Raw genomic sequence first — 26,373 nt, 5'->3', positions numbered from 1 at the left:
TAATTTCGCTTCTAATATATACAAAAAAACAAGATAATTAAGGAGCTAAAAATGAAAAACGATATAAAAAAAAGACATTGACAAACAATTATATTTGTCTTACCATTGGACAAAACTAAATATTAAGAATTTTCACAAAGGAGGAAACAGCTAACATTGTAAGCGGTGTCAATAAAAAAAATACTTTTAAGGGAGTGAGTATATGAACGCTGGAGAAAAAGTTTTTCAAGAATCTCCTATATTGCCGAATGCTCAGAAAAAAACACGGACACGATGGTTTATTGTATTTATGCTCTTTCTGGTTACCGCTCTGAATTATGCAGATCGTGCGACGCTATCAATCGCAGGTACGGACATGTCTGGTCAGCTTGGTCTCGATTCAGTCATGATGGGCTATGTTTTCTCCGCTTTTGCATGGTCCTACGTAGCTGGACAAATTCCGGGTGGATGGCTTTTGGACCGTTTTGGCTCAAAAAAAGTTTACTTTTGGAGTATCACGCTATGGTCTACCTTTACGCTTTTACAAGGATTTATCGGATTTTTCGGTTCTGCCGAAACGGCTGTCATGATATTGTTCGGACTGCGTTTTTTAGTTGGATTGGCAGAGGCTCCTTCCTTCCCGGCCAACAGCCGCATCGTTGCTACCTGGTTCCCAAGCCATGAACGCGGAACCGCGGCTGCCACTTTCAATTCAGCCCAGTATTTTGCAACCGTTCTCTTTGCACCGATCATGGGTTACATTACGTATAAATTTGGTTGGGAATACGTCTTCTTCTTTATGGGCGCCTTGGGAATCATCGTCGCTTTCTTCTGGATGAAAACGATATATGGCCCAAAGGAACATCCGCGCATCAACAAAGCTGAGCTTGAATATATCGAAGCAGGCGGCGCTTTGATCAATATGGATCAAACCACTGCAAATAAAGAGGAAAAGAAAGGCGTCAACTGGAATCATATTAAGCAGCTTTTATCAAACCGTATGCTGTTAGGTGTTTATCTCGGACAATATTGCATTACAACGTTAACGTACTTTTTCCTTACATGGTTTCCTGTGTACCTTGTACAAGAAAGAGGCATGACCATTCTTCAAGTTGGGCTCGTCGCTTCCCTTCCAGCCATTTGTGGGTTTTTTGGCGGCATTCTCGGAGGGACATTCTCGGATTTCTTGTTACGGAAGGGATTCTCATTGACTGTCGCCCGAAAATTGCCAATCGTTGTTGGGATGCTTCTATCGATGAGCTTGGTAGCTGCAAACTATGTAGAGACGGAATGGGTGGTCATATTCGTTATGGCCCTAGCGTTTTTCGGTAAAGGATTTGGGGCACTCGGCTGGGCGGTAGTGGCCGATACCTCACCAAAGGAAATGTCCGGTGTCAGTGGCGGGCTTTTCAACACATTCGGTAACATTGCAGGCATTACAACACCGATCATCATCGGATACATCATTGCCACGACAGGATCATTTAATGGGGCGCTAGTCTTCGTATGTGCCAATGCTCTTGTCGCAATCTGCAGCTATTTATTCCTTGTTGGTGAAATTAAACGTGTAGAGTTAAAATCATAGTTAACTAAATATTCTGTCAGGGGGAAGAAATATGAACAATCAAATGCTTAAGGATCATGTAAAAGTCGGCACACCGGTCATTTCAGAAATGAGCGTTATTCCAGTTGCAGGCCATGACGGCATGCTGCTGAACTTGAGCGGTGCCCATGCTCCTTATTTCACTCGGAACATTGTCATTCTGAAAGACAATGCGGGTAATACTGGTGTAGGTGAAGTTCCTGGAGGCGAAAAGATTCGCCAAACACTCGAAGATGCCAAACAATTGGTTGTCGGCCAGTCCATTGGGACATACAACAACATTCTGAATACCATCCGTAAGCAGTTCGCGGACCGGGATGCGGGAGGGCGCGGGCTTCAGACGTTCGATCTCCGTATAGCCATCCATGCCGTAACAGCATTGGAAGCGGCACTTCTAGATTTAGTCGGCCAATATTTAGGTGTTCCAGTTGCAGCCCTTCTCGGCGAAGGACAGCAGCGTGATAAGGTGGAAATGCTGGGCTACTTATTTTATGTAGGTGACCGCAATAAAACGGACCTTGGTTATTTAAGTGAGCCTGAAGCGGAAGATGACTGGATTCGCCTCCGTCATGAGGAAGCGATCACACCTGAAGCGATTGTCCGCTTGGCAGAAGCCGCCCACTCTCGCTATGGATTCAATGATTTTAAACTGAAAGGCGGGGTTTTGCGCGGGGAAGAAGAAATCGAAGCGGTGACGGCACTTGCGGAGCGCTTCCCTGAAGCCAGGATCACCCTTGACCCAAATGGCGGCTGGCTGCTTAAGGATGCGATTGAACTTTGCCGGGATCAACATCATGTTTTAGCCTATGCGGAAGATCCATGCGGAGCGGAAAATGGTTTTTCCGCCCGGGAAATCATGACGGAATTTAGGCGCGCAACGGGCCTTCCCACCGCTACTAATATGATTGCAACGGACTGGAGGCAAATGGGGCACTCCATTCAGCTTCAATCCGTGGACATCCCTCTTGCCGATCCGCATTTTTGGACGATGCAAGGCTCCGTCCGTGTCGCTCAAATGTGCAATGACTGGGGATTGACATGGGGATCACACTCGAATAATCACTTTGACATTTCGCTTGCCATGTTTACACACGTTGCTGCAGCCGCACCAGGAAAAGTCACTGCAATCGATACCCACTGGATTTGGCAGGATGGGCAGCGTTTGACGAAAGAACCTTTTAAAATTGTCGGCGGAATGGTCGATGTACCTTCCAAGCCCGGACTTGGAATTGAAGTGGATATGGAACAAATCGAGAAGGCACATCAGCTTTATAAACAAAAAGGACTTGGTGCCCGTGATGATTCAATGGCGATGCAATACCTGATTTCAGGATGGGAGTTCAATCCAAAATCACCTTGCCTTGTCAGATGATTTTTTCCAACAATGCGTGCGTCTCTCTCTTTAGAGCGGCGCATTTTACTTTTTTTGGGGTATAGATCTTCTCTTCCTCACATGCAAATAAGTGTATTATATTATATAATTAGTCTTACAGTATAAATACATATAGGGTTTAACAGAAAAGGGGTTACACAATGGAAGAATCGTCAAAGAAATTAGGCGTACAATCGGTACATCGCAACACTCTTTCACAACAAGTCGTGGATCAAATCGTGCATCTGCTCGTCACCGGACAAATGAAAGCGGGCGACAAACTGCCTCCTGAAATGGAACTTATGAAAGAACTTGAAGTAAGCCGGCCTGTTTTACGGGAGGCACTCAGTGCACTTGATACACTAGGAGTCATTACACGGAAAACACGTGAAGGAACCTTTTTTAACGATAAAATCGGTACACATCCATTCTCTGTCATGCTGGCGCTGGCTACGAATAATTTACCAGCGATCATCGAAGCGCGAATGGCATTGGAGTTGGGACTGGTAACAATGGCTGCCGAGAAAATCACAGACGAACAGCTGGAGAAACTGCAAGTTACGATTGACACGATTGCCAATAGTGAAGACAACAATTATGGAGAGGCCGATAAAGAATTCCACAAGATCATTGCTTTAAGTGCAAACAATCCCATTATTGAAGGCATGATCGATTCGTTATTGATTACCCATAATAAAATAAATAGCCTGATACAATTCAGGGAACGGGAACTGACTGTAAAGTATCATAAAGCCATCTATGCGGCACTTGCAGCACATGATCCACATGAAGCATTCAGTCAAATGTACAAGCACCTTGATTACGTCCGTCAGAAAGTCCTTCAATATTCTCACGCAAATTAATATATCGTTTGTGGAAGATGGAAGTAATCGCAGCAAACTAATGGATCACTCAATGATTCAATTTCATAGGAAAGTGGATTTTTCAGGGAACCTATTTTGCTTCCAAGATTTCAGAGTTCAACTTATCTTTTAAATCCAATTGATAGCATCATTTTTTTTAAAAAACTGGATAGTAGTTGAACTATCCAGCCCCCGCTTATCCACTTTCGATTGAAATGAAAATGTTCCCCGATGAAGTCGAAACCTTCCTCTTGCAAATTGTTGGCTGACCACAATCCCCATCTAAAGCTCCACTCAAAAAAAAGTGCATCCCTGCTTACTAGCAGGAATGCATGTATCAGTCCCAAGTTCTGACCATCCTCTTTTTAATTTACTGCTTAATATGCACTCCAACCAGCATCTGCGGTGATGACAGTACCATTTACAAAGCTTGAATCGTCAGAAGCAAGGAACAATGCCACTTTAGCAATTTCTTCAGGTTTGCCATTGCGTGGATTGATCGCCATCCCCAGTTGTTGGCGAGAGGCGCCAAACTTATTGATATTCGTCATGCTGGAACCAATATTGGTTTCAACTCCACCTGGTGCTATTGCATTACAGCGAATGCCTTTTTCTGCATACATGAAGCCCGTGTTTTTTGTGAATCCCACCACCGCATGTTTAGAGGCAGTGTATGCTGCGCCAGCTCGGGCACCATATAAACCGCCAGCAGAAGCAATATTGATGATCACTCCTTTTTGTTTTTCTAAAAAGATTGGTAAAACCTTTCTAGTCGAACGCATGACGCTTGTCGTGTTAATGGCAAAAATCCGATCCCATCCAGAATCCTCAATATCCCCGGCAGGTTCCATGCCATCCATGATACCCGCGTTATTCACCAAAATATCCACTGTACCATACGTACTAACCGTAGTATCGATCAAATGTTGAATATCATCCTCCACCGCTACGTTCGTTTTAATGGCAAAGGCCATTCCGCCATTCTCTTTTATTTCCTCTACCGTTGCGTTCGCACCATCAAGATTTAAATCCGATACGACGACTTTAGCCCCTTCTCTAGCATAATCTATAGCAATTTGTTTCCCCATACCTGATGCTGCGCCTGTCACTACTGCAACCTTGTCCTGTAATTTCATTTAAACTCCCCCATTCATCTATTCTATTGAAGTGATGCCTATTGTACAGATGTTCATTAACTATCTTCCTTTATAGTATAATTAGTTAGTAGGCTTATACAATCAGCAAATGCTTACCTTGATGTTGAACAATGAACATAAAGGGTCATTTTTGTTCATCAATAGGACAATAACGAACAAAGGGTGAAGAAAATGTCTACTAATAACACTGGGATTGATAGAAGGATCAGGAAATCAAAAAAGGCTTTAAAAGAGTCCCTCATATCAATAATGCAAAATAAGGATTTTAGGGACATATCGATTACAGAAATAGTAGAAATCGCCGACGTTAATCGGGGTACATTTTATAAACATTATCAGTACAAAGAGGAACTGCTTGAAGAAGTCATGGAGGATGTCATAGCCGATTTGATCATATCTTACAGGGAACCTTATAAAAATGTCGATACGTTCACCATAAATGAACTAACGGCTTCAGTAATCAAAATATTTGAACATGTAGCTAACTATGCAAACATTTATACCCTCATTTTAAAGTCGAATGCATGGCCTAAACTTCTTGATAGAATTTGTAATGAATTAAAGAAACTCCCTTTAAAGGACCTAGAAGATTATCAGCCGAACCCGAAGATCAATACAGAGCTTGCCTCCAGCTACCAAGCATATGCGATTTTAGGCATGATCATCGAATGGGTCAACACTGGATTCAAGTATAGCGCTGACTATATGGCTGAACAATTGCTGGAAATCATCGGCAACAAACCGGTAAACGCCGTTTATAAAATAAACCATACATTTAAAGATGCCAGGCAGTAATAAGAGGGCTGCATCGGCACCCCTCCCTCAAATGCTATTTGGATGCACTTTAATCATTGACAGATTAAAGCTTCTATATTTAATAAGTATTTTGGAAGTTCATGAAATAAGAAAACTCTTCACGGCAGCTAAGAAGGCTGGTAAATTATCTTCATGCACAAAATGCCCGGCATCCTCTATCGTCACCAATTCGCAATTAGGAATAAGCTCGGAAACTTCCTGCAATTTGTTTTGGGGAATATGACTCGACCCACCGCCTACAATAAGAGTTGGCATGATAATGTCCGTAAGACGCGCCCACCATTCGGGATTGGGTTCATTCAGTTGCCTTAGAATCGAAGGCACAACCTGCCAATCAAACGGAAGAGGGCCAGAAGGTTTGGAAGGAACTTCGATTGGTCTATCCGAAAAAGGAGGAGGAGTGTCTTCGACAATCAACCTTTCAATCCTCGATGGAAATGCTTGTGAGAAAAGATAGGAAACTGTTCCCCCCATGGAATGCCCTATTAGCGAAAACCTTCCCAAATTCATAGCATTCGCAAAATGAAGCAAATCATTGCACATCAATTCAAAACTGTATGTATTAGTTCTCGCACTCCCACCGTGGCCTCGTTGATCTAATGCTAATACGCGATAATTTTCCCCCAATACGGCAGCCGCCTGATCCCATGAACCTGCACTTTTCCCCAGCGCATGAAGGGCAACAAGCGGTGGTGCAGAAGGTTCCCCACTCTCGCGATATTGAAAAGTGAGTCCATTCAAATCAATTTGATTAACCCGCATTTCCATCTCCATTCATCTCCTAGGATGGGATTCATAAACCCACCTATATAATTTCGATGCCTATTTTAAAAACCTCCTGAAATTTTATGTCCGCTCATATCAAATTATACTTTTTACCGAAGCAATCGCCTTTATCGTTATTATTTCGGCCTTCAACCCATTTATTCCTTCCTTTACCGATTATATCGGCGTTCAGCCCATCACTCGTCCTTCAGCCTAGCGGAGTTGACGGCGGAGAAATAATCCATGACAAATAAACGAAATTGCCTGGCTACCGGGGTGAAGTAGCGTTTTTCTGACCAGCCAAGCCCTATGGTTCTTTGACAGGCGGGTTCGGTTATCCTGATTTTATGGGATAATGATCCGGTTTGGTGGAGCCATGTCAATTCTGATACGAAGGCAATGCCCAACCCTTTCCTGACAAGGTCCGAGATGACAGCAGGTTCATCGCCTTCGAATGCGATGTGCTGGACAAATCCTGCTTCGAGGCAAAATTGGTCGGTTAGGCTGCGGAATCCGAAGCCTGTGTTCATACTGATGAATGGTTCATCTTTCACTTCATGAAGTTGGATGCTTTCCCTGCCAGCCAGCCGGTGATTGGGAGGCACGATCAGATATATTTCTTCGGTGATCAGCGGTTCCCACTTTAGGTCGGGGCCTTCTATCGGAACGGATGATATGCAATAATCGATTTCCCCTTCAATTAGAAGCTGTTTCATGGATGATATGGATTTTAGGAATTGTTGAAAACGTACATCCGGATATTTAGATAAAAATGTGCCCAATAAATCAGGCAGGACCCTAGGGATGGTAACGGCCAAGGTGATGTTCTTTTGGTCTTGATCCATTAATTCCACAATTTCGCGCCTTCCCTCATTCAGTTCCGCAAAAGCCCGTTCGACCCTGTTCAAGAATATTCGTCCGGCTGCATTGAGCTTGATTTTCCGGTGTTCCCTATCGAATAGCAGGACTCCCAAATCCTCTTCAAGCCGGGATATGGTTTTACTGAGCGACGGCTGAGCAATCTTAAGTAGTTCCGCAGCCTTCGTCATATGTTCCAGTCGTGCTACTGTTTGAAAGTACTGCAGCTGTAATATTTCCATTTCTCCACTCTCTTCACATAGATTTAAATCTATTATTACATAATCATTTATGTATTATACAGTATCTAAAAAAGCCATTATGATGAAATAATCTCATTTTGTTAGAAAGGGCAGGATCAATAATGAAAGGTTTACAACTTATACTTCAAGATATAAAAGCAATGTGGAAACATAAACACGGGAGAATCGCCTTGATTTTCCTTTTGATCGTTCCATTGATTTACTCTGGTTTCTTCTTGGCAGGATATTGGAACCCATATGGACAGATGGATCAGCTCCCTGTAGCAGTGGTCAATCTCGATAATGGTTCGGAAATGGACCATAAGCCAATCGAAGCTGGAAATGATTTCGTTAAACAATTGAAGAAGCAGAAAGAATTGGACTTTCACTTTGTATCAGCAAAGGAGGCTAATAAGGGTCTTAAAGAAGGGGCCTATTATATGGTTGTCACGATTCCGGATGATTTTTCGGAAAATGTCACGACTTTAATGGATGAAAAACCGGAAACGGCTAAACTTTTGTATACTGTCAATCCAGGTAAAAACTTCGTTGCCTCACAGATCAGCACAACTGCTGTTGAAAAGATGACTACAAAGATCAACGCAAGCATTACGAAAGTATATTCTGAAGGCATCCTTTCAAAATTCCACGATATTTCTAAAGGCTTGAAGGATGCCGGGGATGGAGCGGAAGAGCTTCATCAAGGAACGGCGGATGCGAAAAGCGGCAGTGAGAACTTGTCCGATGGAATTCAGGACTTGAATACTGGCGCCCAGCAGCTGAAAACAGGGAGCACAAAGCTCTTGGATGGACAAGAAACCTTAGCCGATGGTGCGGAAGGATTAACATCAGGTTCCCGGAACCTGTATTCCGGCATGAAGCAGCTATCGGAAGGACATCAATCATTGGAAAATGCTTTGAATGAAGTAAATCAGGGGGTTAAGAACTGGTCAGCCGGAAATGCAAAACTGATGCAAGGGCAAGAAGAGGCGGCTGATACAGCGAATACTCTTAAGAAACAATTGGATGCCTATATGAAAAGTCATCCTGATGCAATAAAGGATCAAGACTTCAAGCAAATCCTGGCCCTATCTGAAGGATTATCCAAATCAGCCACTACTTTAAATGCCGGACAAAAACAACTTGGCGAAGGTGCTGCTAAAGTGGCGGATGGACAGGACACCATTCAAACCGGGATGAAAACCTTTGGTGATAAGATGGCACAAGCTACCTCTGGTGCTAAGCAATTAAACGAGGGATCTGAACAATTAGCGAATGGATTATTTAAATGGAAAAATGGTTTCTCCACTTTAAACAACGGAATTGATTCGTTAGCCGGCGGAAGCAGCCAGCTAGCCAGTGGATCGACGGAACTTCAAGACGGACTGGCTTCACTGGAAACGGGATCAAGCACGTTATCCACCAAGCTTAATGAAGCAGCTGATAAAACGGCCAGTCTTCAGTACGGCGATTCGACCACTTCGATGTTCTCTGAACCCGTGCAATTGGTTCAATCCAATCTATCGGAAGTTCCTAACTATGGGACCGGGATTGCCCCTTATTTTCTGTCACTGGCCTTTTATGTAGGTGGTATCATGGCTTCCAATATTTTACCGCTTGGCCGCAGGCAGAATCTAAAGGTTACCGGAACCGTTCATTTCATGAATAAATTAGGGCTGGTATATGTAATCGGCATGATTCAGGCACTTCTAGTGGATGCGGTCGTCCTTTTTGGATTCCATTTACATGTGGCAAGTGTCCCAGTATTCATTCTGTCAAGCATCATCGTTTCATTCACCTTCATGACGTTCATCCTTATGTTGGTGACCGTATTCGGAGTGGTTGGCAAATTCGCAGCAGTGACCCTTCTCGTGTTCCAATTGGCTACTTGCGGCGGAACATTCCCTGGCGAACTCGGCATGCCATTATTAATGAAAATCGGTTCATTTTTACCTATGGCCCACTCACTAAAAGAGCTGCAAGAGGTCATCTCATTAGGAGGCTGGGAAAACTTGCGGACGCAGATATGGATCTTACTTGCCTATCTAATTACTGCAGCGATCATTGGCTGGATATCCAGTCATATCCAGCATGCAAAGGTAACTTCAAAAGAAGTGACTTCTTGATTTAAAGCGCAGTCTCATTCTAATGGCGCTTTCCTTATGTAAGTCCAGCTGAAGGATGAACAGCAATATGAAGTGAAATCACTGAATATGGGTAAAAACGCGAATAAAAAGGTTGATCGTTCCTCCAAATTAATCTGGTTTGAGTCGAATTACATTGGCTGTCGGTCGAATTATTCCGTTCCAGCCCGAAAAAGCTTAAGTGAGATAATGTAAAAACCCCTATGCGCCTGATTATTCAGGTGGCATAGGGGCTTTTTGGTTGTATCTTTAAGCGGTTTGATTCTTTTTCACGGCTGGTTTGTCTTCAGCCGGCCATGCACGCTTGATGAATAATGACAGAATCAGTGCCACAGCAACAATGAAGGTCGATACAAAGAAGGAAAAGTTAATTCCATCCAGCATCGCCTGCATTCCGACTTGGGCCTGCATTTTTTCCATCACCTCAGCAGTGGGCTGGCTTGTTAATTTGCTCATCGCTTTGGTCATTAAGCTCTTACCGGAAGAAGCTGCATGGTTGGACATGACCGTAACAAGCAATGCAGTACCGATAGCACCGGAGACTTGGTTAAGTGTGTTATTCATCGCTGTACCATGCGGGTTCATTCGGGCTGGCAGCGAGTTCAATCCGTTTGTCATGATTGGCATCATTGCCATGGAAAGCCCGAATGAACGAATGGAAAACAGAATCACAATGTGTGTATAAGATGTATCCATTGTAAATTTACTGAAGAAATACGTTGTGACAACGGTGATAAATAAACCGGTTGAAGCAAGCACGCGAGCACCGAACTTATCGAAGAGCTTACCTGTGACCGGTGACATAAGGGCCATTAATAGTGCTCCAGGCAGCATCAGCAAGCCGGAATCAAATGGTGAAATGCCACGGACTGTTTGTGTATACAATGGCATTAGGATCATCCCCGAGAACAGAGCCATATTCAGCGAGATTGAAATCGTTGCAGATAAAGCGAACATTGGATGTTTGAAGATCCTGAATTCAAGCATCGGTGTTTCCATTTTAAGTTGGCGTGTAATGAAAAGTATCAGGGAAATGGCACCGATAATCAATGTTCCATAAACCCAAGGGCTATCCCAACCCTTGCTGCCTGCGGAACTGAATCCGTAAAGCAGGCCGCCAAAGCCCAGGCTTGATAGGATGACCGATAATTTATCGATTTTAATATCGACTTTTTCCTTTTTGTCTTTAAGCTTGAAGAAACCGAAAATTAGCACTAATAAAGCAAGCGGAGTAATGAAATGGAATAGCATTCTCCAATCATAATGTTCGATGATCCAGCCTGAAAGCGTCGGCCCGATTGCAGGGGCAAACATCATGACTAAACCGAATAATCCCATTGCCGAGCCCCGTTTTTCAACAGGGAAAGCAGTTAAAAGTACGTTCATTAATAACGGCATCATAATTGCAGAACCTGCAGCCTGAACCATACGTGCTCCCAATAATAGTGGGAATGCTTCCGCTACACCTGCAATGATCGTCCCGATTGAGAATAGGAGCATGGCTGTCAGGAAAAGATTACGCACTGAATATTTCCTTATTAAGAAGGCTGTTGCCGGAATCATGATTCCGTTCACGAGCATGTAGCCCGTTGTCAGCCATTGGACTGTGGAAGTTTCTATTCCCAGGTCTGTTTTAATTGATGGCAGTGCAATATTTAAAAGGGTTGAATTCAGTATCGCTATAAACGCACCGATCATCAGTATGGCTAAAATGCCATACGACCCTTTTTTTTCAGTTGTTTGTGCAGTACTCACTTTTTATCTAATCCTCCATCCAAACTATTGGTTCATTTAATTGTACGACGAGTATATCTAAATCTCATAAAATCAATAATATACCCCCAGTTCATTTTTTGCAATAAAAATTTACTTGTTTAAATAAGGGTTTGTACTGTGTTGGAAAATAGAGTACGATTACATTTATACAAGCAGTATAATGAAAATTAGGTGATATGATGAATAATCGAAGGCAGAATGTCATCGATGCGGCTCATAAGCTGTTTATTGATAATGGCTACCAAGCCACGTCCATTCAGGACATTTTAGACGGCAGCGGTATTTCAAAAGGTACATTTTATAATTATTTCCCTTCGAAGGGTGAATTATTTATTGCCATTTTCCGTTCCGTCTATACAAGGATTCGCCACGACAGGGAAAAACTGTTGATTGGTCAAGATTCAGCTGATATTGAAATTTTCATCCAGCAGCTCGAATTGCAGATGATGGTGAACAAACAAAGTAAATTGCTTATCCTAATCGAAGAAGTCCGTGTTTCCAACGACGAGGAATTAAAGCAATTCATCAATCAAACTCTATTGTTGAGCATACGATGGATGTATGACCGTTTTCTCGATATATTCGGGGAAAGCAAAAAACCCTATCTATTAGATAGCGTCATTATCTTTCATTCGATGATGACCCATATGAATCATTTTAGTTACCGTGCTAATGCGGTCGGTACACCGGACATACAAATTATCCGCTATTGCATGAACCGAATTGTCCATTTAGTCAATGAAGTGGCTGATAGCGGAGAACAGATCCTTGATCCGGAACAAATGGATACGTGGTTTCCCCACTTTAAAAACCATCTTGATCCTTGCCATAATGATTTGCTAAATTCCACCACGGATTTGAAAAAAGCGATAAACAATGCTTTTACTTGTGGTGAAGATCGATCAAGGGCAATTGAACTGGTCGATTTTATCCAAGATGAGCTGATGCAGTCCGACAAACCGCGAAAATTTTTGATTGAAAGTTTGCTGCTCACTTTAAAGACTCAATATGCAGCGCAGATACAAGGCTACATCGAGACTTTTGAAGAAAGCATCAACTCATGCATGGGCCAATGATGGAATGGTTTATAGAGGAAACACGCACCTACTAAAACGGTAGGTGTTTTTTTATGAGCATTTTTAATTGATAATGCTGCCCCTTTTATCTACGATCACTATATGGTGGTGGTAAATATTGGATTTAATATTCATTTTTTCATTCGGGATTTTCATTTTTGCTACTTTCACCAGTTGTTTTTTATATTACCCTGGAATTCGTTTCGCTTTTTGATAAGGGTGGGTTTGCTGCCAGTATTTTCGAATTTCTTTACGGGTTTTCTTTTTTTAGTGTGGTTTAATCCTTTTATGGTTATCCGCTTAAAAGGAATCTGCCAATTTGCAGTAGGTTATTTTTAAGATTGATTTTTGAATTGCAGGAAGAAGAAAGTCATTTTATAAAAAGAGTTGGTTTTATAAGAGAGGCCTAAGGAAAGACTATCCTTATTATACTAAAGGGAGGTCTAGTTATTTGAGTGTGAATGAAAATGCATTGTCCATTCTGGCTCTAGGCGGAGTGAATGAAATCGGTAAAAACATGTATGTGGTTCAATATTCAAACGATATGGTCATTATCGACTGTGGTGCAAAGTTTCCTGATGAAAGTTTATTAGGAGTCGACTTGATCATTCCTGATATTTCCTTTCTACAGGAAAATAAGGAGAAGATCCGGGCTTTAATCGTGACTCATGGGCATGAAGATCATATTGGCGGCATCCCCTATTTCTTGAAAAAATTGAATGTACCCATTTATGCCACACGTTTAACACTTGGGTTGATTGAATTGAAATTAAAAGAACATAACCTTTTGGGTAATACTGAATTAATCCAGATCGACTCGGATTCAACGTTGGAATTTGGGGAGATGAGTCTGGATTTTTTCAAAACGAATCACAGTATTCCTGATTGTCTTGGAGTCACCATGCATACACCGGAGGGTACGGTCGTCCATACAGGGGACTTTAAATTTGACTTAACTCCCATGAATGACCAGTATCCCGATATTCATAAAATGGCCGAAATCGGGAGTGCAGGTGTCTTGGCTTTATTATCTGAGAGCACTAACGCTGAACGTCCAGGCTCAAGTCCCTCGGAGCATCTGGTTGGCAGTCATATTGAAGAGGCGTTTATGCAGGCTAAACAGAAAGTCATTCTTTCAACTTTCGCTTCAAACGTCAATCGCGTTCAACAAGTGGTGAACGCTGCCCAGAAGACAAACCGAAAACTCGCCTTACTGGGACGAAGCATGGTGAATGTCGTATCCGTTGCCATTGAGCGCGGCTACCTTGAGGTTCCTGATGGGATGCTAATTCAAGCACATGAAGTCGATAATTATGCTCCTGAAAGGGTCGCGGTTTTATGTACGGGAAGTCAAGGAGAGCCGTTTGCTGCCCTGTCCCGCCTTTCCAGTTCGAATTATCGGGATATGAGCATATTACCTGGTGATACAGTGATCCTTGCCTCCACTCCAATACCCGGAAATGAACGGGATGTTTCCCGGATCATCGACAACCTGTTCCAATTGGGGGCTAAAGTCATTTACGGTTCTGGGACTGTAACAGGCATGCATGTTTCTGGACATGCCTATCAGGAAGAGTTAAAGCTCATGCTTACCCTGATGAAACCTAAGTATTTCATACCCATTCACGGTGAGTATAGGATGTTGCACCAACATCGGCTACTTGCTGAGTCTGTTGGGGTGGAAACGGGCAATACTTTCATTATCAATAATGGCGATGTCGTGGATATTGAAAACTCGGTCGCCCGTCAAACGAGAAAGGTTGCTGCCGGCAATACCTTTGTTGACGGCATGGGCGTTGGTGATGTTGGAGAAGTCGTACTCCGCGACCGTAAGCAGCTTTCCGAAGATGGGATGCTCGTAATTGTCATAACACTAAGCAAGACGGAAAGAAAAATAGTATCAGGACCCGATACCATTTCCCGTGGATTTGTATATGTTCAAAATTCCGAAGAGCTCCTTAGACAGGTAAATCGTCTTGTCACGAAAACGGTCAACGACTTGCAAAATGAAAAAATATACCGATGGAATATCATTAAACAAACCATCAAGAAGGAACTCGGGCAATATCTCTATAACCAAACCAAGAAAAAACCAATGATCCTTCCGTTAATCATTGAGATTTAGCGTACACAAAAAGGAACTCGACTTCATATAGTCAAGTTCTTTTTTTCAATCTAGGTCTGATTTACTCGCTCTTGCGGCCATCGCCTTGTTTTTATTCCAAACCTTGAATTTCATGAAAATGGCAGCAAGCCCGATGATAACGATGAATAAAAGGCTTATGAAAAACCCTGGACGGATCTCTTTTTCAAGCAGTGTGCCACTGACCGCAGCAAAAATTAGCAGAAGTCCAAAAACGGCGGTAATCTTACTCCAAATTTTATTTTCCAAGATTTTGAATGAAGAAAGAATGATGAATGCCCAGTTATATAAAAGCAATATCCCAGCTGATGTTGTAATGTATTCATAAATCTTGCCTGGCAGGAGCAAGGCAGTGATGATTGACCCTAAAAGCCCTAAGGCTCCAAGACCCAATGAGGGCAGTGGAAGATCCTTGAATTTTTTGATCTTTTGCATGAATAATGATGGCGCATTCCCATCGTTGGAAAGCGTTACCAACAGATTGGTTACACCAAACAGTGAAGCGGTCATCGTCGAGAAACCGGCAATGATGATCGCACCATTAAATACATGAGGGAAAAATGTCAGGTGATAATTGTCCAATGCAGAAACAAATGGGCTTTCTTTTTCATTGAATGCTCCTAATGAAACCATGGTTACGGCTAATCCCAATGAAACCACATATATGATCGTAAGAACCATGAGCATGATCGTCCCTGCCTTTGGCGCATCCTCTTTCTTTTTCAGCTGCATCGCCATCAATCCAATGACTTCAATGCCGCCAAAAGCATAAAAAGCATAGATAAGGGATGTCCAAAACCCTTTTAGCCCTTTTGGAAATAATTCATTGTACGTATTCGGAAATGATGGCGGTTTCCCTCCATCAAGACCAAACCAACCGAAAACGGCACATATTGCTATAATGATAAACATTACGATTGCCGCTGTCTTAATTACCGCAAGGATGTTTTCAACTCTGTCGAACCCTTTTGTTCCAAGCAAAACCACAAAAATTGAAATAATGGCAAATCCAGCCGCAAATAGCCACAGCGGGACTTTCGGAAACCAAAATTGAGATAACAGCGAAAGCGCAGTAAGCTGACTTCCCATGATCAATATATTGGAGGACCAATAATTCCAGCCACAGCTAAAGCCAGCCCATCGTCCAAATGCTTTATTGGCATAATAACAAAAAGAACCCTCTTGAGGATCGGCAGCCGTCATCTTAGCAAGTAGATTATAAACGATGTATGTACCAAGTGCAGCCAATACAAAGGAAAATACAATAGATGGCCCTGTCGTTTTAATCCCTATGGTGGATCCAAGAAAATATCCTGTCCCGATTGTACAGCCTACACCGACTAATGATAGCTGCCACCATTTCATATCGCCTTGTTGTTCACCTGATGATTTGGAATCTTGTACAGCCTTCCCTTTAGCTGAACTGCAATTGGCTTTTGTCATAACATTACCCCCTTCCATCATTCATAGTGTTGATAATGCCACAATGAATTATGCAAGGAAGAAGTTATCATATGGTTAAATAATTCCTGATTAACATTGAAGTGATATGTAATGCCTCGAAGCATTATGATGCGATGGCACGAATGCCTTGATAGGCAAAATAAACCCCAAAACCAGTCAGTGATAATCCAGAGATTATCGAAATGGCCATTAAGCTTTTTTCATTTAAGAACCTGCGTAATCCATTCGTCAATGCCGCTACAAAAAAATCCCAGCAGGTAAGACCGAGGAAGATCATCCCACTATAGATGAAAAGTTGGGATGTCCCATAACTTGAAGCTGTCTTAGCTAAAACAGATCCATATATCCCTAACCAAAATAAAATGGATAATGGACTGGTCACTGACATGATGAACCCAGTTAAAAAGCAGGAAAATAAAGAATCTCTATTCCTGTATTGATTTAATGATATCGTATTTACCCGTAAAACACTTTCCATCCCAGAATAAATAAGCACAAATCCGCCAAAAAGCAATAGAAAGATTTGGACGATCGGGATTTCTAAAAACCGTACCATACCCACATACACTAAAATCATGAACAAGGCATCCGCGATCATCGCCCCTGTTCCAACGATCCAGGCATGCCAAAACCCGTTCTTGATTCCTTTATCGATACGAGCAGAATTCACCGGGCCGATCGGTGCTGCAAGGGTAAGTCCTAAGAAAAAGTAACCCAGCAGTAAATGTACATTCAAAAAGCATCACTCCTTCGAGCTTGTTCATGACTTGTACATTCTATGTGACAACCCCTACCTATATCATCATACTGATAAAATATTGATGGCATTTCACGCGAATTACAACAAAAAAAAGTCGTGGGAAAGACCAGGCTTTCTCCTTTTTCGGCTTTTAGCTAGCTGCTTCTTTCTTGTCTGTACTAATGAATTTCAAAACAATCAATACAATGCATATACCAAGGATTCCTGAAATGATATAGCTCATATTGAGATGATTTTTCATGACAAGGGACATGACCGGCGGGCCTGCCGCAACTCCGATGAACCTTGATGACATGTAAAAGGAGGTAATCGTCCCCCGCTGTTCCTTTTTTATATTTTGGGTGATGATTGCGTCGAGTGTCGGCAATAACGCACCAATTGCTATCCCCACCAAGCTCGTTACGAGTAATAACAGGAAAACCTTTTCTTTTGTAAAACCGACAAATACAAGGCTAATTGAAAGGACGGCTAAACTGATCATGATGATCTTTTTCATGATTGGTAATTCTCCCTTGATTTTTTTCCCTGCAACATAAGAAGATACACAAAGGAAAAACAGTGGGATCGCTATCACTAAACCTTTTTTGACTCCATGCAAATCATGGATTTTTTCAAGATTGTCTGACAAAAAGAAAAGAACACCGAACAAAACCAACATGACAAATACACCAATCAGGAAAATTGTATATAACCATTTTCCTTCCTGCTTGAATATTTTTTTCGTATCACGCCAGAATTCTTTTAATTTCTTCGGCTCTTCCTTCTCTTTTGGTACCTTTATAAAGAAAAAGACCAAGACAATAGATATTAAACTGAAGAATGAAATCGAGAAGAATGGTAAAAACCAGATAAATGCAGCAAAAAGGGAACCCAATATTGGACTCAGAACTTTCCCAAATGTGTTCGAGGTTTCGATGATACCCAAACAAGCACTTGTTTTTTCATCATCATCCTTGTAAAGGTCCCCCACTAAAGGCAAAATGATGGGCGAGGCTCCAGATGCCCCAATCCCTTGCAATACTCTCCCAATGATGATCCATGTATAAGGATTATCCATTTTCCATGATGCATAACCTGCAACCAAGCCGCCAATAAGGGCAAGGATAAGGCTTGGCATAATCACCATTTTCCGTCCAAATCGATCTGATAAATAACCAGCTATAGGAATTAAAAAAATGGATGCAACAGAATAGCTTGTTATCACCATGCTCGATTGAAAAGAAGATATTCCCACCTTTTCTTCAAAAATGGGCAAAACCGGGATAAGCATTGAATTTCCAAGGGTCATTACCAATGGAATCGATGCCATACTGATCAGACACCAAACGCTTACATTATTATTTTGCTTCTCATGACCTTCCATACTTACACTCCTCATCCATTATAAAAGCAACTTAAGGTAACCTTCTTTGAAGATGTCTTTAATTATTATGTTATTGAACAGAAAGATTTATTCAGTAGCGCTCAACCCAAAATTATCCCTTGTGTTCCTAGTTTGCCTCGACTTTAAAATTCTTTATAGCAAATAACCCATTCTTTAAAAGAATGGGTTTCCAGTATATAAATACAGCGTTTTACTCGACTATTTCTTCCCTTCCATTTCTGCTAATAAGCAGCTTTAGGGACACCGTTTTTTATAAAAGAATGATATTCCTTTCTTTGCACTCCTTTAATATTTGGTCATTCCAAACCGAAACCTGAACTTCACCAATATGTGCTTTCTTTAACAAAAACATGCATAATCTGGATTGCCCTATTCCTCCACCTATTGAATGCGGAAGTTTTCCTTCCAATACCGCTTTATGATATTCGAGCGTCGTACGATCTTCGTTTTTGGATAACCTTAATTGTTTTAACAGCGAATCTTCATCTACTCGAATTCCCATTGAAGAAACTTCAAAAGCACATTCCAAAAGTGGATTCCACAAAACGATATCTCCATTTAGCTCCCAATCATCATAATCTGGTGAACGTCCATCATGTTTTTCTCCTGATTGCAACTTTTTTCCAATCTTCATAATAAATATCGCACCATATTTCTTTGCTACCACATTTTCTCTTTCCGTGGGAGTCAGATTCGGGTATAAATCCTCCAATTCCTGTGTCGTAATAAAGTGAATTTCATTAGGCAACACAGGCCTAAGCATAGGATGGAATTTAAACATATGAAGTTCGGTCGCCTTAATGGCCTTATATATTTTTTTCACTTCGGATTTTAATGTATTTAAGTTACGCTGTTCTTTTGCTATGACTTTCTCCCAGTCCCATTGATCTACAAATAACGAGCGTAAATTATCTAATTTTTCATCACGTCTTATCGCATTCATATTTGTGTAAATACCTTCATCAAAAGTAAGGCCATACCTAGATAGAGTTATTCTTTTCCACTTTGCCAAGGATTGGACCACTTCTATTTGTTTATTCTTAATATCCAAAGCATCAAACGTAAGGTTCCGTTCCATACCATTTAAATTGTCATTTATCCCATTACCCTCATTTAAAACGATCGGAGCTGATACTTTAATAAGGTTTAACGCATTTGAAAGTCCTTCTTCAAAATGACCCTTAATTTCATTTATCGCTATATCCGTATGCATGATATCAAGGATTGATTTGTATTTATTTGGCATCGATAATTTGGGCATAATTATCCTCCAATTTGTTTTTGACCCGGGGTTACTAACGCATATATTGCAAATTGGCATCTTTCCATATGACTAAATTACATTATGAAGGAACTTTCTGGGTTGTTACAAAACACCACCAGCCTGTTTGAATCATTTTCCATAATTAACTATATACACTCAAAAAAGGACTGACTCAGATAAAAAGGTGGTACAAGTCCAATTGTTTGAATACATTCAAATAAGCAGGATGTATCAAACGATGAGGTGATGATTTGGGTGCTTTTTTCAGCTATGTATTATTAGGCTTATCACTGGCAGCTCCTATCGGTCCCATTAACGCTGCTCAATTGGACAAGGGAATCAAGAAAGGTTTTTGGCATGCCTGGATTTTCGGCTGGGGTGCCATTTTAGCGGATGTTGTCTTCATAGCCCTCGTTTTTTTCGGTGTCGTCCACTTTTTAGATAACTCCTTCATGAAGACATTTTTGTGGCTTTTTGGCTTTTTCGTCCTGACCTATACCGGAATCGAAAGTCTGCTTAGTGCGGGTAAAATTGAAGTGAATGTACGGAAAGCGAAAGATTCCCTTTTTTCTTCATTCCTATCAGGATTCATCATGTCCCTTTCGAATCCTTTATCCATTTTGTTTTGGCTGGGGATTTATGGATCAATTCTCGCAAACTCCGCTTCAAAATATGATATGAATCATTTACTTTTATACAGTTCAGGGATTCTTATCGGCCTCTTAGCCTGGGATTTCACAATGGCTATAATCGCCAGCACCTTCAGACGTTTTTTATCCAAATCCATTCTAATGGGCATTTCGATCATATCAGGGATATCCCTGATAGGGATAGGCATTTACTTCGCCATACAAGCGGCCAAGGTTTTATTTACATAAGATCTAATTGTAATAGAAAAAAGACCCAACAGAGGCCATGGCTATTCTTAATCCTGTATCGAAACTAGCATTTACTCGTGAGTTTAAGGGATTTACTCGTGAATTTGGTGCATTTACTCGTGAGTTTCAATGATTTACTCGTGAATTTGGTGCATTTACTCGTGATTTATAGGAGGTGGCATACTAGAAAAAAGGACAGCCAAATGCTGTCCTTTTTTATCCAAACTCAACCTAATGGGCCTTTAAATTTATTCGCGAATTCCGCATTTAGATGCTTCGTCCTTTTATTTGTTGGACCACTTGCTTGATGAACCCTTCTATTGCGACACTTTTAAATTCTTGTTCCCCGTATTTCCGGACATTCACTTCATTTTCTTTTTCCTCTTTATCCCCAAGGACAAGCATATATGGGATTTTCCCTATCTGTGCTTCCCTGACTTTATATCCCAGCTTTTCATTCCGTTCATCGATTTTCACCCTTATGCCGTGACCCTTCAGTTCTTTTTGGACCTTTAAACAATAATTCAAATGAACATGAGAGACAGGGATGATCTGTACTTGCACCGGGGCAAGCCATACTGGAAAAGCACCAGCAAAATGTTCAATCAGGATTCCAAAAAAACGGTCGATCGATCCAAAGATCGCACGATGAATGACGACCGGACGGACCTTTTCATTATTTTCATCGATGTAAGTTAAATCAAATTTATCGGGCATTTGAAAATCAAGTTGAATCGTTGCACATTGATGGCTTCGTTTTAGTGCATCTTTAATATGAAAATCAATTTTCGGGCCATAAAATGCCCCGTCCCCCTCATTTAATTGATAATGTATCCCGATGTTTTCCAGAACTTTTTTCAAGGCTGATTCAGAATCCTCCCAAAGGGAATCATCGCCCAATGAATCTTCTGGACGAGTCGACAGCTCCACTGAATACTCGAAGCCAAAAGTACGATACACCTCGTCAATAAGATGAAATACTTGTTTAATCTCACTTTCGATTTGATCCTGCCGAACAAAAATATGGGCATCATCCTGACAAAATGTCCGGACCCGGAGCATCCCGTTTAATGCACCGCTATACTCGTGCCGGTGGACTTGACCGAACTCGGCCATCCGGATGGGTAAATCCCTGTAAGAATAAAGATTGTTTTTGAATATGAGCATATGACCAGGACAGTTCATTGGCTTCATCGCGAATTTTGTATGATCTACATCTGTGAAATACATATTTTCATGGTAATGATCCCAGTGGCCCGATTGTTCCCATAACCGCTGGTTCATCATGAAAGGAGTCCGAACTTCGTCGTAATCAGCGTCAGTCTGAAGCTCCCGCGAGAACTTCTCCAATTCATTTCTAATAATTTGTCCCTTCGGTAAATAAAACGGCATTCCAGGGGCTTCCTCCGAAAACATGAATAACTCCAATTGTTTCCCTAATTTACGATGATCGCGTTTGGCTGCTTCTTCTATGAATTTCAAATGATCCTGTAAATCCTTTTTCTTTCTGAAAGCCACGCCATACACCCGTTGAAGAACTTCATTTTGACTGTCTCCCCGCCAATAGGCACCTGATACACGAGTTAATTTGAACGATTTTACATATGACGTGGATGGAAGATGCGGCCCTCTGCAAAGATCGATGAATTCCCCCTGTTGATAGAGCGCTAGTTTTTCACCCTTAGGAATGCTCTTTGCTATCTCCAACTTGAATGACTCTCCCCTACCCTCAAATAACTTAACAGCTTCTTCATAAGACACTTCGATTCTTTTAATTTCCAGGTTTTCATTTATGATATGTTCCATCTCTTTTTCAATAGCCTGCAGATCTTCTGAGCTCAAAGGATGTTCTAACTTAAAATCATAGTAAAAACCATCTTCCACGACTGGCCCCATCCCCAATTCCACATTTTCGTATAATCTCTTGATGGCTTGTGCCAAAACATGCGCCGATGTATGACGTAAAACTTGTAATCCCTCATCCGAATCGAGAGTCAAGATCGACAATTCGGCATCTTTTTCCAACTTGAAACTTAGATCAACCAGCTTTTCGTCCAGTTTTCCTACTACTGCCTTTTTCCTTAAACTTGAGCTGATGGACCCTGCCACACTTTCCACTGTTGTGCCTCGCGGATATTCCTTTTGCTGCCCATCCAGGAATTGAACTTTAATCATTTTTTCACCCATCACATAAACACCCCTTTTTAATAATAAAAAAACGCACACATCCCTATGCAAGGGACGAGTGCGTTTTACCCGTGGTTCCACCCAATTTCCCATAAGCAAAAAACGCTCATGGCTCTGGAGCTTGTAACGCAGCTTAGACGATATCAGTTACTCTTGTTCACCGATATAGCTCAAAGGCGGTAAATCAGTTTCCTAAGCCAGGAAGTTCGCAGCTGCCCTTCCCTCTCTGTTGACCGTAAAAATGATTCATGTCCTTATCATGGCAATAATTATAAAAATAAAAAACGCACCCATCCCTAAGTAAGGGACGAGTGCGTTTTACCCGTGATTCCACCCAATTTCCCATAAGCAAAAAACACTCATGGCTCTGGAGCTTGTAACGCAGCTTAGACGATATCAGTTACTCTTGTTCACCGATATGGCTCAAAGGCGGTAAATCAGTTTCCTAAGCCAGGAAGTTCGCAGCTGCCCTTCCCTCTCTGTAGACCGTAAAAATGATTCATGTCCTTATCATGGCAATAATTATAAAAATAAAAAACGCACCCATCCCTAAGTAAGGGACGAGTGCGTATACCCGTGATTCCACCCAATTTCCCATAAGCAAAAAACGCTCATGGCTCTGGAGCTTGTAACGCAGCTTAGACGATATCAGTTACTCTTGTTCACCGATATGGCTCAAAGGCGGTAAATCAGTTTCCTAAGCCAGGAAGTTTGCAGCTGCCCTTCCCTCTCTGTAGACCGTAAAAATGATTCATGTCCTTATCAATGCTTCTTTGCATGTTAATGGTTTTTATATTGTTATATATATTACAATAAATTCCCATAAGTGACAACCTCAATTTTTTTCATTCCATTACTAACACCAAATTGGTATAATTAGTAAAAAAGGAGTTTCCATGAAACGTTTAAGCAATTGGTCAATCGTATTTGCAGTGATTGGTATCCTATCATTTTGCTGTTCCCTTGCTTTTTCAAAAGCGTCCGATCTGCTTATGATTTCAGGATTCGGTGCGTTGCTAATTGGTATGTTATGCAGCTTAGGGGCCATGTATAAAAGTGAAAAAGGAAAGTCGAAATACTTGGCTGTGGCTGCATTCTTTCTTTTGGGTTTCATTCTCGTTTGGAATGAACCATTTCAAATCGTAAGGCTATTAACCTGGATGAAAAATTAAATGAAAAAACCCGTTCGCCATGACGGGTTTTTTCATTGATTCATTCTTCATCGGCTATCGTTCGACTTGAATTCTTTATTCCAAGCCATAGCGTAAGTCCAGTGGTCCAGAGTATTAGCGCGCATCCAAGGCCGAGCAATGATAACGGTGCAAGGATTTGATGCTCCCCAACCATGACGGTGTCTGGCACAATCAGCCATGTGATAAGCGCCAATAAGCAGAGAAGCACACCTGTTGCATAATAAACCTTGATTTGGAAAAGTGATGCCAATGGTAAAAAATGAATCCCTACAATAATGGCGATTACCCCCGGTATAAGATCGGTGTGATTGATCAAGTTACAGATGGCAATGGCAATCCCAATCAGCAAACCTTCGGCAATGAAGACCATATTAAACAAAAATCCGATACGCTTAAGACGTCTTGCCCCATCATCTGAAACTTGACTGGACATTTTTTGTGATGCATGTATTAATGAAATGCCAACGATAACCATGATGATTCCCACGAATATGGCTGCGAGTTCCACGTAGGGAAACCCCCACCCTTGCAATCCCATTACACCGGTACCCGCCCACAGTGTTCCGAAGACCGCCATGAAAATGACTCCAATTCCAGAACCGCGAAACGCCTCTTTCATCATCAGTTTCCTTTCATCCACAGTATAATCGTACATAGAATAGTATTGCACCACTTCACCAATTATTCAGCTATAAAAAAATCATTTGAGATGAGATAATTGCCGTTTCGGAGATATAATTCGTTTTTCGCAGATATAATTCGATTTTCGTAGATATATCCCGTTTTTCGCAGATATATCCCGATTTTCGCAGATATAATTGGATTTTCGCAGGTATATTCCGTTTTTCGCAGATATAATTGGATTTTCGCAGATATAATTGGGTTTCGATACAAATCTTCATGAAAAAAACCTGAGTCCTCCAAGGGGTCTCAGGTTTTTTCATTCATATCAAGCCACATCTGATTTGTCAAATTGACAATCTTTCAATGAAATTAATTTGGTCTTATGATAAATCTTGTATCCTAGCCAAATCGCCAGGAATAGCGGCAGTCCGATATAGGAGACAGCGACGCCATACCAGTCGATGCTGCCGCTTAGGAATGCTTCATAGTTCTGCCCTGCAATGACACCCATGCAAAGGACCAATGAAAGAATCGGACCGAATGGAAACCATTTTGCTTTATATTTCAATTCGTTTATGTCACCGCCCTGTGCGACGTAGGCGCGTCTAAAGCGATAATGGCTTATGGCTATTCCAATCCAGGCGATAAAGCCGGTTAGCCCCGATGCGTTCAATAGCCATGTAAATACGTGATCCCCAAAAATGGAGGTCAAGAAGGCTAGCCCGCCAATTAATGCCGTGAGAATCAAAGCATTCATCGGGATTCCCCTGCGGTTGACTTTAGCAAGGAATTTGGGAGCTTGGTTATCTTTCGCCATCGACCATAACATCCGCGTTGAAGCATAAAGCCCCGAGTTCCCTGCGGATAGTAAGGAAGTCAATACGACAGCATTCATGACGGATGCCGCGAATGCAAATCCTGCGCGTTCAAAAACAAGCGTGAAAGGGCTTACAGAAATATTTTCCACATCCCCGTTCAGCAAACTTGGACTTGTATAAGGAATTAACAGGCCGAGTATCAGGATGGCCCCGATGTAAAACAATAGGATGCGCCAAAATACTTGGCGGATCGCATTCGGGACATTTTTTTCGGGATTCTCACTTTCACCGGCAGCAATACCCACTAGTTCCGTGCCTTGAAAGGAAAAACCGGCTATTAGAAAGATTGAGATGATCGATAAAAACCCTCCCTTGAATGGTGCCTCACCCATGGTGAAGTTTTCGAACCCGATCACCTTTCCGCCAAAAACCCCTAAGATGGTCAATAATCCAATAATGATAAAGAAAATGATCGCGACGACTTTTATTAAAGCAAACCAATATTCAGATTCACCATAGCTTTTAATGGATAGGGCGTTGAGGGTGAAGACGATTCCTAGAAATAATGCACTCCATAAAAGGCTGGGTACATCAGGGAGCCAGAATTTCATGATGATGGCTGCTGCAGCTATTTCCACTGCAAGGGTGACTGCCCAGTTAAACCAATAATTCCAGCCAAGTGCAAAGCCGAATGCGGGATCTACAAAGCGTGTGGCGTAGGTGGAAAATGATCCCGATACAGGCATATATGTCGCCATTTCCCCTAAGCTTGTCATAAGGAAATAAACCATGATCCCAATGCATGCATATGCAGCGAGGGCACCACCGGGCCCTGCGCTTTGGATGGTTGCCCCGCTTGCCAGGAATAATCCGGTTCCGATTGAACCGCCTATGGCAATCATGGTCATATGCCTTGCTTTCAGTTTCCTTTTAACTGTCGGTTCTTGATTTTCAATGAGATTCATGTCCATATGGTTCCTACCTCATTTTCTATTAAAGTTAAAAGA

The 26,373-nt window shown here is 41.7% G+C and carries 20 protein-coding genes and 3 other annotated features; of the genes, 9 read left to right on the top strand and 11 right to left on the bottom strand.

Features of this window, described 5'->3' with window-relative positions; all coding sequences use genetic code 11:
- Positions 1 to 202 precede the first annotated feature (202 nt).
- The 3 genes from SB775_RS14775 to SB775_RS14765 all read left to right on the top strand — a co-directional run bounded on the left by SB775_RS14775 (position 203) and on the right by SB775_RS14765 (position 3,817).
- Positions 203 to 1,564 (top strand): MFS transporter, encoded by a 1,362-nt coding sequence (locus tag SB775_RS14775; RefSeq protein WP_410862023.1) that lies wholly within the window; start codon positions 203 to 205, stop codon positions 1,562 to 1,564.
- Between the two features lie 31 nt (positions 1,565 to 1,595).
- Positions 1,596 to 2,954, top strand: coding sequence for a glucarate dehydratase (gene gudD / locus SB775_RS14770; RefSeq protein ID WP_410862022.1), 1,359 nt, complete (start codon positions 1,596 to 1,598; stop codon positions 2,952 to 2,954).
- A gap of 161 nt (positions 2,955 to 3,115) precedes the next feature.
- Positions 3,116 to 3,817 (top strand): FadR/GntR family transcriptional regulator, encoded by a 702-nt coding sequence (locus SB775_RS14765; protein ID WP_089364082.1) that lies wholly within the window; start codon positions 3,116 to 3,118, stop codon positions 3,815 to 3,817.
- Between the two features lie 377 nt (positions 3,818 to 4,194).
- Here SB775_RS14765 and SB775_RS14760 read toward each other — a convergent pair whose 3' ends face one another.
- Positions 4,195 to 4,953, bottom strand: a complete 759-nt coding sequence (locus SB775_RS14760) for an SDR family oxidoreductase (protein WP_410862021.1) — start codon at positions 4,951 to 4,953, stop codon at positions 4,195 to 4,197.
- A 192-nt stretch (positions 4,954 to 5,145) separates the two neighbouring features.
- Between SB775_RS14760 and SB775_RS14755 the strand changes: the two genes are divergently transcribed.
- The gene (locus SB775_RS14755) at positions 5,146 to 5,769 is read left to right on the top strand and encodes a TetR/AcrR family transcriptional regulator (protein WP_410862020.1); all 624 of its coding nucleotides are present in this window, start codon (positions 5,146 to 5,148) and stop codon (positions 5,767 to 5,769) included.
- Between the two features lie 99 nt (positions 5,770 to 5,868).
- Here SB775_RS14755 and SB775_RS14750 read toward each other — a convergent pair whose 3' ends face one another.
- Both SB775_RS14750 and SB775_RS14745 read right to left on the bottom strand, forming a co-directional pair.
- A complete protein-coding gene (locus SB775_RS14750) occupies positions 5,869 to 6,558 on the bottom strand; it encodes an alpha/beta fold hydrolase (protein ID WP_410862019.1) in 690 nt (229 codons plus the stop codon).
- 194 nt (positions 6,559 to 6,752) lie between these two features.
- A complete protein-coding gene (locus SB775_RS14745; protein WP_410862018.1) occupies positions 6,753 to 7,655 on the bottom strand; it encodes a LysR family transcriptional regulator in 903 nt (300 codons plus the stop codon).
- A 122-nt stretch (positions 7,656 to 7,777) separates the two neighbouring features.
- On the opposite strand from SB775_RS14745, the gene SB775_RS14740 reads away from it, so the two are divergent.
- Complete coding sequence (locus SB775_RS14740) at positions 7,778 to 9,781, top strand: YhgE/Pip family protein (protein WP_410862017.1); 2,004 nt, start codon at positions 7,778 to 7,780, stop codon at positions 9,779 to 9,781.
- A gap of 267 nt (positions 9,782 to 10,048) precedes the next feature.
- Here the strand turns inward: SB775_RS14740 and SB775_RS14735 are convergent, their stop codons facing one another.
- Positions 10,049 to 11,554: a DHA2 family efflux MFS transporter permease subunit gene (locus tag SB775_RS14735; protein ID WP_410862016.1), complete on the bottom strand. Its 1,506-nt coding sequence runs from the start codon at positions 11,552 to 11,554 to the stop codon at positions 10,049 to 10,051.
- A 197-nt stretch (positions 11,555 to 11,751) separates the two neighbouring features.
- Here SB775_RS14735 and SB775_RS14730 point away from each other — a divergent pair, with 197 nt between their 5' ends.
- Together SB775_RS14730 and SB775_RS14725 are read left to right on the top strand one after the other, a co-directional pair.
- Complete coding sequence (locus tag SB775_RS14730; protein ID WP_410862015.1) at positions 11,752 to 12,651, top strand: TetR/AcrR family transcriptional regulator; 900 nt, start codon at positions 11,752 to 11,754, stop codon at positions 12,649 to 12,651.
- Positions 12,652 to 13,102: 451 nt separating this feature from the next.
- Positions 13,103 to 14,776, top strand: a complete 1,674-nt coding sequence (locus tag SB775_RS14725; RefSeq protein ID WP_410862014.1) for a ribonuclease J — start codon at positions 13,103 to 13,105, stop codon at positions 14,774 to 14,776.
- Between the two features lie 45 nt (positions 14,777 to 14,821).
- Here the strand turns inward: SB775_RS14725 and SB775_RS14720 are convergent, their stop codons facing one another.
- The 4 genes from SB775_RS14720 to asnA form a co-directional block, all read right to left on the bottom strand.
- Entirely contained in the window at positions 14,822 to 16,237 is a 1,416-nt protein-coding gene (locus SB775_RS14720; RefSeq protein WP_410862013.1) for an amino acid permease, read from the bottom strand.
- 124 nt (positions 16,238 to 16,361) lie between these two features.
- A complete protein-coding gene (locus SB775_RS14715) occupies positions 16,362 to 16,994 on the bottom strand; it encodes a LysE family transporter (RefSeq protein WP_410862012.1) in 633 nt (210 codons plus the stop codon).
- 154 nt (positions 16,995 to 17,148) lie between these two features.
- On the bottom strand, positions 17,149 to 18,381 hold the full coding sequence (locus SB775_RS14710; protein WP_410862011.1) for an MFS transporter: 1,233 nt from the start codon (positions 18,379 to 18,381) through the stop codon (positions 17,149 to 17,151).
- A 271-nt stretch (positions 18,382 to 18,652) separates the two neighbouring features.
- Positions 18,653 to 19,648 (bottom strand): aspartate--ammonia ligase, encoded by a 996-nt coding sequence (gene asnA / locus SB775_RS14705; RefSeq protein ID WP_486360701.1) that lies wholly within the window; start codon positions 19,646 to 19,648, stop codon positions 18,653 to 18,655.
- Between the two features lie 269 nt (positions 19,649 to 19,917).
- Between asnA and SB775_RS14700 the strand changes: the two genes are divergently transcribed.
- Positions 19,918 to 20,544, top strand: a complete 627-nt coding sequence (locus SB775_RS14700; RefSeq protein ID WP_089364094.1) for a LysE family transporter — start codon at positions 19,918 to 19,920, stop codon at positions 20,542 to 20,544.
- Between the two features lie 267 nt (positions 20,545 to 20,811).
- On the opposite strand, the gene thrS is transcribed toward SB775_RS14700, so the two are convergent.
- Positions 20,812 to 22,719 (bottom strand): threonine--tRNA ligase, encoded by a 1,908-nt coding sequence (thrS, locus tag SB775_RS14695; RefSeq protein WP_410862041.1) that lies wholly within the window; start codon positions 22,717 to 22,719, stop codon positions 20,812 to 20,814.
- Between the two features lie 59 nt (positions 22,720 to 22,778).
- Positions 22,779 to 23,001 (bottom strand) — a binding site (T-box leader).
- 30 nt (positions 23,002 to 23,031) lie between these two features.
- Positions 23,032 to 23,254: a binding site (T-box leader), on the bottom strand.
- Positions 23,255 to 23,284: 30 nt separating this feature from the next.
- Positions 23,285 to 23,506: a binding site (T-box leader), on the bottom strand.
- Positions 23,507 to 23,627: 121 nt separating this feature from the next.
- Here thrS and SB775_RS14690 point away from each other — a divergent pair.
- Complete coding sequence (locus tag SB775_RS14690; RefSeq protein WP_410862009.1) at positions 23,628 to 23,903, top strand: hypothetical protein; 276 nt, start codon at positions 23,628 to 23,630, stop codon at positions 23,901 to 23,903.
- Positions 23,904 to 23,943: 40 nt separating this feature from the next.
- Here the strand turns inward: SB775_RS14690 and SB775_RS14685 are convergent, their stop codons facing one another.
- Positions 23,944 to 24,579 carry a DUF7010 family protein gene (locus SB775_RS14685; protein ID WP_410862008.1) on the bottom strand — a complete coding sequence of 212 codons (636 nt, stop codon included), beginning with the start codon at positions 24,577 to 24,579 and terminating at the stop codon, positions 23,944 to 23,946.
- A gap of 294 nt (positions 24,580 to 24,873) precedes the next feature.
- Positions 24,874 to 26,337: an amino acid permease gene (locus SB775_RS14680; protein ID WP_061464610.1), complete on the bottom strand. Its 1,464-nt coding sequence runs from the start codon at positions 26,335 to 26,337 to the stop codon at positions 24,874 to 24,876.
- Between the last annotated feature and the right edge of the window lie 36 nt (positions 26,338 to 26,373).

It is taken from the genome of Peribacillus sp. SIMBA_075, from assembly GCF_046534585.1.
Note: the sequence above shows the minus strand (reverse complement) of the source record. Positions and strands in the feature narration are given on the sequence as shown.